At 71.9% G+C, this 6,733-nt stretch carries 7 protein-coding genes; 5 read left to right on the top strand and 2 right to left on the bottom strand.

Features of this window, described 5'->3' with window-relative positions:
* Positions 1 to 291: 291 nt before the first annotated feature.
* The 5 genes from DEJ05_RS17680 to DEJ05_RS17660 are packed head-to-tail and all read left to right on the top strand — an operon-like array spanning position 292 to position 4,766.
* Positions 292 to 807 carry an N-acetyltransferase gene (locus DEJ05_RS17680; protein WP_111111311.1) on the top strand — a complete coding sequence of 172 codons (516 nt, stop codon included), beginning with the start codon at positions 292 to 294 and terminating at the stop codon, positions 805 to 807.
* Positions 804 to 1,466 (top strand): HAD family hydrolase, encoded by a 663-nt coding sequence (locus tag DEJ05_RS17675; protein ID WP_111111309.1) that lies wholly within the window; start codon positions 804 to 806, stop codon positions 1,464 to 1,466. Before DEJ05_RS17680 ends, DEJ05_RS17675 begins: the two co-directional genes overlap by 4 nt.
* Positions 1,463 to 2,113, top strand: coding sequence for an HAD family phosphatase (locus tag DEJ05_RS17670; protein ID WP_111111307.1), 651 nt, complete (start codon positions 1,463 to 1,465; stop codon positions 2,111 to 2,113). Before DEJ05_RS17675 ends, DEJ05_RS17670 begins: the two co-directional genes overlap by 4 nt.
* Before the next feature lie 19 nt (positions 2,114 to 2,132).
* Positions 2,133 to 3,881 carry an AMP-binding protein gene (locus DEJ05_RS17665; protein ID WP_111111305.1) on the top strand — a complete coding sequence of 583 codons (1,749 nt, stop codon included), beginning with the start codon at positions 2,133 to 2,135 and terminating at the stop codon, positions 3,879 to 3,881.
* 27 nt (positions 3,882 to 3,908) lie between these two features.
* A complete protein-coding gene (locus tag DEJ05_RS17660; protein WP_111111303.1) occupies positions 3,909 to 4,766 on the top strand; it encodes a hypothetical protein in 858 nt (285 codons plus the stop codon).
* Here DEJ05_RS17660 and DEJ05_RS17655 read toward each other — a convergent pair whose 3' ends face one another.
* Positions 4,767 to 5,996 carry an MFS transporter gene (locus DEJ05_RS17655; RefSeq protein WP_111111301.1) on the bottom strand — a complete coding sequence of 410 codons (1,230 nt, stop codon included), beginning with the start codon at positions 5,994 to 5,996 and terminating at the stop codon, positions 4,767 to 4,769.
* Complete coding sequence (locus DEJ05_RS17650; RefSeq protein WP_110865587.1) at positions 5,993 to 6,526, bottom strand: helix-turn-helix domain-containing protein; 534 nt, start codon at positions 6,524 to 6,526, stop codon at positions 5,993 to 5,995. The genes DEJ05_RS17655 and DEJ05_RS17650 overlap by 4 nt, the downstream gene beginning before the upstream one ends.
* Positions 6,527 to 6,733 lie beyond the last annotated feature (207 nt).

Raw genomic sequence — 6,733 nt, 5'->3', positions numbered from 1 at the left:
GGCCTGGGCGGAGGAGATCCCGAACGCGGCACCGCCGAGGACGAGGGCGCCGGTCGTGGCGAGGGTGATGGAGGTCTTGAGGCTCTTACGCATCGTGATCAGTCCTTTGCTGTTGTCGCGCTCGGCGCGGTTGCTGTGTGCGCGCCGAACACACCCTTGGTGGGGTGGAGAACCAGCGATGTGCGGCTGGTGAGCGCTCCGGGTGTTTCCCGGTCGTTGCAGGTGATTCGGCGTCGTCCGCCAGTCGGATTGGAACGAGTTCTCCGGGCCTGCCACCCCTAGGCTCGGGTCATGCGGGGAACGACGATCCGACCGACCACGGAGGACGACTGGGAGTCCGTGCGGGCACTGCGGCTGGAGATGCTCCGGGACACCCCGAAGGCGTACGGGGAGCGGCTTGCCGACGCGGAGCGGCTGCAGGAGCGTGACTGGCGTCGACGCGGCCGCCGTGAGCACGACGTCGGCGGGACGACCCTCGCCGCGATCGGTGCCGACGGCCGGTGGCTCGGGACGATGGGGGTGTTCGTGCCCGGCCCCCGGGTCGGGCCGCTCCTGGTCGGCGTCTACGTCGCTCCGTCGCACCGGGGCCGTACCGCCGGTGTCGCCGATGCGCTACTCGACGAGGTCGAGGTGTGGGCGGCTGCACACGGGTCGGCACTTCGGCTGCACGTGCACGAGGGGAGCACCCGTGCGCAGGCCTTCTACGCCCGACGTGGCTACGAGCCGACGGGGGCGACCGAGGCGTACGTCCTCGAACCGAGCGAACTCGAGGTCGAGATGATCCGGCAGCTGCGGGGATCGCTGTGAGCGGCGGGACGGCCGGGGCTGCCGGGCCCGCCGTGCGGTGGCTGCTGCTCGACGTGGGCGGGGTCCTCGAACTCGTCGACGACGCCGCCTGGCCCGGACGCTTCCGGGCGCGGTGGGCCGAGCGTCTCGGGATGACGACGGACGACTTCTCCGCTCGCCTCGTCGCGGCCGACCTGCCCGACGCCTCCCGTCGGACCGGCGTCGTCGACCGGTACTGGGGTGCGATCGGTACGGCGCTCGAGCTGGGGGCCGACCAGCTCGCCGTCATGCGGGCCGACTTCTGGGATGCGTACTGCGGAACGCTGAACCAGCCGTTGTACGACTTCCTCGCCGGACTCCGCGGCACCATCGGCCTCGCGATCCTGTCGAATTCTGGCGATGGTGCTCGAGAGGAAGAGGAGCGGCGCTTCCGGTTCTCGGCGGTGTTCGACCCGATCTGCTACTCCCACGAGATCGGTGTGAACAAGCCCGACGCCGAGGCGTTCCGGATCACGCTCGAGCGCTTGGGGGCGGACCCGGACGAGGTGTTCTTCGTGGACGACGTGCCGGAGAACATCGAGGCTGCACGTGCGCTCGGCATCGGGGCGCACCTGCACGTCGACACCGACGAGACGAGCCGGGTGCTCGATGCGGTCGTGCGGGGGAGCGGTCAGCAGTGACCGTCGGCATCGTGTTCTTCGACGTCGACGGAACCCTCGTCAGCCCCGGTTCCAGCAGCAGCTTCCTTGCCGCCCGGCTCGGGCACCAGGACGCGCTCGACGATGCAGAAGCGCGCTACGCCGCCGGCGATCTCACCAACCAGCAGGTCAGTGAGGTCGACGCACGCGGGTGGCGTGGCACGTCCGTCGCGACGGTCGACCGGTGGCTCGACGGCCTGCCGGTGTTGCCCGGAACCGAGACCGTCGTCGCGTGGTGCCGTGCCCACGACGTCGAACCCGTGCTCGCGTCGCTCGCGTGGCAACCCGTGACCCGTTCCCTCGCGCGGCGGTTCGGGTTCGTCCCGAACGGCGGGCCCCGAGTCGGCGAGCACGACGGCGTCCACGACGGCACCGTCGCCGAGCACTTCGACGAGTTCGACAAGCGGGACCGGGCGCTCGCGCTCGCTCGTGACCTCGGTGTACCGATCGAACACTGCTGCGCTGTCGGCGACAGCCGCTCGGACATCCCGCTCTTCCAGGCGCTCCCCAGTGCGTTGGCGCTCAACGCGGGTCCGGCGGCACGTGCGGCCGCGAGTGACGCGATCGACGCGGACGACCTCTCGCGCATCATTCCCTGGCTCGACCGCTGGCTCCGGGAACTCGCCTGATCGATCGGCTCTGAGACGGATGCGGCATGATCGGTCCGTGCCTGATGTGAACCCGACCGCCGCGTACCGTGCCGCCCGCGACCAGCTCCTCGCCGCGGACTCTCCCGAGGCGGCACGCGCCGGGTTCCGCTGGCCGGACGTCGGCGACACGTTCAACTGGGCGACCGACTGGTTCGACGTCATCGCGACCGACAACAGCCGCACCGCGCTCTGGATCGTCGAGGAGGACGGCCGTGAGCAGCGGTTCAGCTACGCCGAGATGGCCGCACGGTCCAATCGGCTCGCCGCGCGCCTGCACGGCTTCGGCGTGCAGCAGGGCGACCACGTCCTCGTCATGCTCGGCAACCAGCTCGAGCTCTGGGAGACCATGCTCGCCGTGATCAAGCTCGGTGCGGTCATCCTGCCGACGTCGACCATGCTCGACACGGCCGACCTGCAGGACCGCGTCGACCGGGGCTCGGTGGCGCACGTCGTCACGAACCGGAGCGAGACGCACAAGTACGACGACGTCCGCGGGTCCTTCACGCGCATCGTCATCGGCGGTCCCGCTGACGGGTGGACGGAGTACCCGAGCGACCTGGGTGAGCCCGCTCCCAGTGATGAGGTCCGCCCCCACGTCGTCACCCGCACGACCGACCCGTGCCTGGTCTACTTCACGTCCGGCACGACGTCGAAGCCGAAGATGGTCGTGCACACCCAGACGTCGTACCCGGTCGGTCACCTCAGCACGATGTACTGGCTCGGCGTCCGGCCCGGTGACGTGCACCTGACGATCAGCTCGCCCGGGTGGGGCAAGCACGCCTGGAGCTGCTTCTTCGCGCCGTGGATCGCGGAGGCCACCGTGTTCATCCACAACACCGCGCGCTTCGACCCCGCCGCACTCCTCGCGCAGCTCGAGCGGGCCGAGGTCAACACGTTCTGCGCGCCGCCGACCGCGTGGCGGATGATGCTGCAGTCCGACCTCGGCGTGAAGCCGCGCGCGCTCCGTGAGCTCATCTCGGCCGGCGAGCCGCTCAACCCCGAGGTCATCGGCCGGGTCGAGGCGGCGTGGGGGCTCACCATCCGCGACGGCTACGGGCAGACCGAGACCACCGCGATCATCGGCAACGCCCCGGGCGCGGCCGTGACGCCCGGCGCGATGGGCAAGCCGCTCCCCGGCGTGACCGTGACGCTGCTCGACCCCGTCACCGGCGAACCGGGCGACGAGGGCGAGGTCTGCCTCGACCTCACCGAGCGGCCCGTCAACCTGATGGCCGAGTACCTCGGCGACCCCGACCGCACGGCCTCGTCGATGCGCGACGGCTTCTTCCACACCGGCGACATCGCCGTCCGCGACGCCGACGGCGAACTGACCTTCATCGGCCGCACCGACGACGTCTTCAAGTCCTCGGACTACAAGGTGTCGCCGTTCGAGGTGGAGAGCGCCCTGCTGGAGCACCCGGCCGTGGCCGAGAGCGCGGTCGTCCCGGCACCCGACGACGCCCGTCTCAACGTCGTCAAGGCGTACGTCACGTTGGCCACCGGATGGGAGGCGTCGGCCGACACCGCCAGGCAGGTCCTGGAGTACGCACGCACGGCTCTCCCCGCCTACGCGCGCGTCCGCCGCGTCGAGTTCGCGGAGCTCCCGAAGACCATCTCGGGCAAGATCCGCCGCGTGGAGCTGCGGGAGCGCGAGGAGCAGTCGGTGACCAACGGCACGCGCGCCGAGGGCGAGTGGCGCGACGACGAGTTCCCCGGCCTCCGTGCACCCCGCCCGCAGGCGAGCTGACCCGCACGGGCACCGAGGGCTCGGCACGTGGAACTGATCAAGGACGCCTCGCGCGGCGACTGGTTGCTGGCCCGGGCCGGCGCGTTCGCCTCGTTCGGCGGCGTCGCGGGCACCGGGTTCGAGGCGTACGTCCGGATCCTGCACCCGCTCCGAGCGGATCGCGAGGACCGAACGACCGTGGACGAGTACGACGAGCACCCGGTCCTCGAGTCGGCGGAGTGGCGCTGGGCCGACGTCGCCGAGCGCACCCGTCGGACGATCGACCCGCTCGTGTCGTGGCAGACGCTCAGCGGTCGGGACGACGAGTCGGACCTGCCCTTCGAGGACGGCTGGGTCGTCCATCCGCCCGAAGAGGGGTGGTACGAGCCGACGCAACTCGCCGCGCTCACCGGGCTCCTCGCCGACGCGACGTCGACGCCGGACGACCTGGTCGGGGCGATCTGGGACGGATGGGGCGACCTGAACGGGACGTCGACGTTGGGCTTCGGGTGGCAGGGGAGCGGCGAGCCGACGGCGGCCGAGCGCGCGGAGATGCAGGCGCACATGGCCCGTGCTCAGGCGCAGCACGGGCGGGAGCAGGCTGCGCTCCGGGAGTCGCTCGCGGGTCCGCGCTTCCTGTGGCCGGCCCGCGAGTGCTTCCTGCTCGCCATGTCCCTGCCGCAGCTCAGCGACCCGTGCTGGACGGACGACGCCCGCGTGGGCACGTACGTCGGCTTCGGGCACACCCCGCAGATGCTCTGGCCCGAGGGGCACGAGTGGGTGCTCGCCACCGAGATCGACTGGGACTCGACGATCGTCGCAGGCTCACGGTCACTCGTCGACGCGATCCTCGCCGACGCCCGGTTCGAGGCGTACGAGGTCGACGCGGACGCCTCCCCGGGCTGATCAAACCGGCAGGGCCACCTCGGTGGTCACGCGCCGGACACTCCGGGTGGACGCGGCGACCACGGTGGCGACGACGATGACGACGGCGCAACCGATCAGGGTCGCGGGCGTGCCGACCGCGTGCGCCAGCGGTCCCACCAGGGCCTCGCCGAGCGGGACGGCGACGAACGACCCGACCATGTCGTACGAGTAGACCCGCGACAGCACGGCCCGGGGCACGTTCGACTGCAGCGCGTGGTCCCAGGCGATCGCGAACAGCTCGATGGCCACCCCGCCCAGGGCGAACGCGACGAGCAGGGTCGGCAGGGCCGGTGCGCCAGCGAGCGCCAGGACGGGGAGCGCGGTCACGGCCATCAGGGCGACGCCGATGCCGAGGGCGTGCCGCGGTCGCCACCGCAGCGCGATCAGCGCCCCGAGCGCCAGGCCGACAGTCTGCGCCGCGACGACGAGTCCCCAACCCGCCCTGCCGAACGAACCGTCCGCGACCACCGGACCCAGCACGGTGGTGGCACCGACGAAGGCGGCGTTGAGCACCGCGAACTGGGCGACCACCGTCCAGACCCAGCGTCGCCCCGAGAACTCGACCCATCCCTCCCGGATGTCCGCGATCACCGACGGGCGGTCGGCCGGCGCGACGGACGTGCGACGTGGCAGTCGGATCCGTGCGTACAGGGCTGCAGCGACGGCGAAGCCGGCGGCGTCCACCGCCAATCCCCACCCGGCGCCGACGAGCGCCACCATGCCGGCGCCGGCGGAGGCCCCGACGATGGTGCCGGCGTTGATGCTCAACCGGATCACGGCGTTCGCCGGACGGAGCAGTGCCTCGGGCACGGTCTCGGGGACCATGGCAGCGGTCGTCGGCAGGCTGACCGCGGCGACCGCACCGTTCAGGATGCTCAGGACGACGAGGAGCGGGACCGTCGCGGTGCCGGTCAGGACCAGCGCGGCGACGGCGCCCTGCGTCAGTGCGGCACCGAGTGACGTGGCGACGAGCACGACGTCACGGGGGAGACGGTCGGCGATGACCCCGCCGAACAGCAGGACCGCGACGTTCGCGACCGAACGTGCGGCCACGACGAGGCCGAGGTCGACGGGTGAGCCGGTGAGGTCGAGGACGGCGAACGCCAACGCGATCGGGGCGACGGCGTTGCCGAGGATGCTCACCGTGCGGGCGGCGAGCAGCCAACGGAACGGCGCGTGCCGGAGGACGCCCGTGGTCGGCGTGCTCACGGTCGCCGCATCGGGAACATCGAGACGGTCATCGACACCGGGACGGTGCCCGGGGTACGGGGGCGCTGCGCTGCGGCGTGGAGCAGGGCAGAGGCCTGGCCGACGTGGTGCACCACGCGACGCCACGTCTCGGGGCCGACCCACAGTTCGGCGTCGGTGGAGACGCCAGGCCCCGTGGTCCGCTGTCGAACGCGTCGCCGGAGCTCCTCGACCTGCGCCTCGACGTAGACGAGCTGGTCCTCGATCGAGACGTCCTCGGCGCCACTGCCGGATCGGGCGTCGGGGTCGAACGCCCGCGACGACGACTCGTGCCGGTACCGCTTCGCCTCGCCGCCCCGGAGCCGGACGACCTCGACGACGGCGACCAGCCCGGCCCGTTCGAGGACACGCAGGTGGTAGCTCGCGGTGGCCTGCGAGAGACCGAGCTCCCGTGCGGCCTCGGCTGCGCTCATCGCGGAGCTCGTCACCAGCGAGAGCAGGCGGAGCCGTATCGGGTGGGCGGTCGCCCGGAGGGACTGGAGGCTGGACATGTGCCCATCGTTGCCCCCGCACCCGGTACCGTCAAATGGCTCTTTGGGGGTCGTCCGGACTGATCTGCGCTGCGACCTTTCGCGCCCAGCGACACCTCACGGCCGGCCGCGCGCGTGAACTGTCGCCCAGCACGAAAACCCGCGCGACGCCGATGCCGACCCGCGCCCGCACCCACGCGCCGCGCCCCGGCCCCAGCGCCCCAGCAC

Source organism: Curtobacterium sp. MCLR17_045, from assembly GCF_003234405.1.
Classification (GTDB): Bacteria; Actinomycetota; Actinomycetes; order Actinomycetales; family Microbacteriaceae; genus Curtobacterium; species Curtobacterium flaccumfaciens.
The sequence above is the reverse complement of the archived record's forward strand: the minus strand, read 5'-3'. Positions and strand labels throughout refer to the sequence as shown.